The sequence below is a fragment of the Bythopirellula sp. genome (assembly GCF_041737835.1).
GTDB lineage: Bacteria > Planctomycetota > Planctomycetia > Pirellulales > Lacipirellulaceae > Bythopirellula.
Genome location: NZ_JBGSQY010000043.1, coordinates 1 through 2769, shown reverse-complemented (window position 1 = coordinate 2769; position 2769 = coordinate 1). Strand labels below are relative to the sequence as shown.

The window sequence follows — 2769 nt, the reverse complement described above, 5'->3', positions numbered from 1 at the left end:
TGCGGGCACGCTCTGATCTTGTACTTTTCCTAGATGACGACGTGCTTGTCGCACCGAACCTCGTCGAAGCCCATGTCTCCTCCCAACGTACTAACGGTGCCGGACTAATTGCCGGACGTGTCATCCAACCTTGGCAGGAGGGCGTCGATTTCTCTGACGATGGACATTTCCATTTCGCCTCAACTCGCCCAGCTTGGGCCGACCAGTTTATAGGCTGCAACTTCTCGATTAATCGCCTCGAGGCACTCAGGCTGGGTGGTTTCGACGAAAACTTTGCCCGCGTGGCTTACAACTTCGAGGCTGAGTTTTCTTACCGTTGGCGCCGTGCTGGTCATCGGATCTATTACGAGCCTGCAACGACTATACATCACTTGAAGATCCCGAGCGGGGGAACACGAACATTCGGGCAACATTTGTTCACCGCCCGACCAGATCATTCGGTCGGCGCGTACTATTTTGTACTGAGAACATGGCAAGGTTGGAGCAGTTTCGGTGGTTTGGTCTGGCGTCCGATCAGGTCGGTCTTGACACGACACCATCTCATCCGACCCTGGTGGATTCCCTTAACTCTCATTGGAGAAATCAGGGGTTTCCTTTGGGCGATAAAGCTAGCTTGGCGCGGCCCCACTTTAGTGTGTGAGCAAGATGAGCGAGCGATACCGGCGCCATGAATGGAATCGCCCTAGCCGGGCTTTTGGTTGCATGCTTGGTCTCGCTTTCCGACTGGCGCCGGGGAATGTATCTAACCGTGGCGGTGGCGCTTTTGCAGGACCCGATCAGAAAGATTGTTCCCGGGCAGCCACCCTACTTCATCTTGTTTGCCGGAATTGTTTACGGCGCTGCGCTTCTGGGCGCTTGGACAGCCAAGGTGCCTTTGGGTCCGCGGATGATTGTCGGATGGCAGCAAAATGTGGGAGGGGCGTTCAAGGTTTTTGTGTTGGTAGTCTTGGCACAGGCAGTACACAGCCTTTTGCGATATGGGGTACCGATGGTTACGATTCTCGGGCTCATAAGCTACCTGGCCCCTTTCGTCGCCCTGGCGTTGGCGCACGCTTTCGCGGCAAAGCAGGGTAGCCGAGGTGTTGAACGATTGCTCCTTTTTTACCTTGTTGGAGCAGGCCTAGCGCTGAGTACGATATACCTTGAATCTTCAGGACTTGCCTTGCCCTTTTTCGGTGAGGTCGGAGAGGGCATACGGATCCACGATCAAGGTACTATTCTGAAGGCACACAGCGGAACATTTCGCGCGTCAGAAATCGCGGCATGGCATGCTGCAACGTGCTCTTGTGTTGTCCTTCTGCTTTTGACGCATCGAAAGGTAAGTGCCCCGCGTCTTATTATCGCATTTACGATTGTTGCTTTTATTGTAGCTTTGGGGATTTTGACAGGTCGTCGGAAGTTCATTGTCACCATCGCTATCTTCTGCTCAGCTTACATGGGTTTGCTTGCCTTATTTTTGGCGCGGGCGAGGTCAATAGCCATTCCGGCTGCAGTAATAGGCGTGTTGGCCTACTTCGCGTTCATGCTTGCCGCTGATCCGGATGCCGAAATGGCCGGTGTAGTTGCAAGCGACGCCACAGATAAGGAATACAGGCTGTACCTTCAGCGCACCAGCGGGGTTTTTGGTGACGTCAATGAACGTTTCCTGCAGCTTGGGTTAGCCCCGATTATGTGGGCGTATGATTGGTTTGGTTTGTTGGGGGGCGGCGCCGGCATTGGAACACAGGGTGTGCAGCATATGACTAAGGTGGGCGGACACATCGGCGCTGCTGAAGGAGGTCTTGGCAAGATAATGTTGGAGCTTGGGCTTCCAGGACTACTTGCAGTCGCAGCACTGATGTCGGGATTCATGCGCCATGTCTGGAGGCTTCTGGGACATGTCGGTCGCCGCTCGCCTGCGCATACCAGACTGGCGTGTGGTCTATCAGCCATTCTCGTCGCAAACCTCGCCAGCTTCTCGGTTGCCACCCAGGCGTTTGGTGACATTTTCATACTGCTGTTTCTGGGCATCTGCTTCGGGACGTTGCTAGCTATTCCACGAATGATGGAAAAAGATGCCGAAGTGGCGAGGCGGAGTATGCAGCATCCGAAACACGTCCGCCTATACAACGTCGCTGGTTCGAGCCAGCCGGGACTATAGATTGCTAGCAGTCCTTTCAACCCATCCCATTCAGTACCAGGTGCCGCTCTGGCGCGCACTTACGGAACGCGGACGCGTTCCAATGAAAGTGTACTATTTGAGTGACCACGGCCACACGGCAAGTCACGACCCCGGTTTCGGGCACTCCGTAGCTTGGGACATTGATCTGTTGGACGGTTACGATCATGCCTTTGCCAAAGTCGCAATCAGTTCTAACCAGTCGTCATTCTGGTGGCTGCGACTTACCGAGGATGTCGCGCGGCGTGCTCGGGCCGACGGCGCGACGACATTGTGGCTTCAAGGATGGCAAGTCGCCGCCTACTGGCAAGCGGCGCGCCAGGCACAGGCACAGAAATTGAAGCTTTGGTTGCGTGAAGAGACAAATCTAAAGAGCACGAGCAAAACAACAGTCCACCGAGCAAAGCGCTTGATCCTGTCGACGTATCTGCAACGTTTTGATCGGTATCTCTACATTGGTGAGGCGAACCGGCAATTCTATCTCTCGCGCGGCATTCCGGCCGCCCGACTAGAATCGGCACCGTACTGTGTTGAGAACGTCCGGTTCGCCCGTCAGGCGAATGCACTCCGGCCAGGACGATCCGATATCCGTGCTCGTTGGTCCATTCCCG

3 protein-coding genes are annotated in these 2769 nt (G+C 55.0%); all 3 read left to right on the top strand.

What is annotated here, in order from left to right:
* Positions 1-671: glycosyltransferase family 2 protein (locus AC6T8Q_RS13890; protein WP_500679647.1), on the top strand; the 671-nt coding region annotated here is incomplete at its 5' end.
* A 77-nt stretch (positions 672-748) separates the two neighbouring features.
* Positions 749-2140, top strand: a complete 1392-nt coding sequence (locus tag AC6T8Q_RS13885) for a hypothetical protein (RefSeq protein ID WP_500679646.1) — start codon at positions 749-751, stop codon at positions 2138-2140.
* A gap of 82 nt (positions 2141-2222) precedes the next feature.
* A partial coding sequence (locus tag AC6T8Q_RS13880) for a hypothetical protein (RefSeq protein ID WP_500679645.1) occupies positions 2223-2769 on the top strand: 547 nt, incomplete at its 3' end.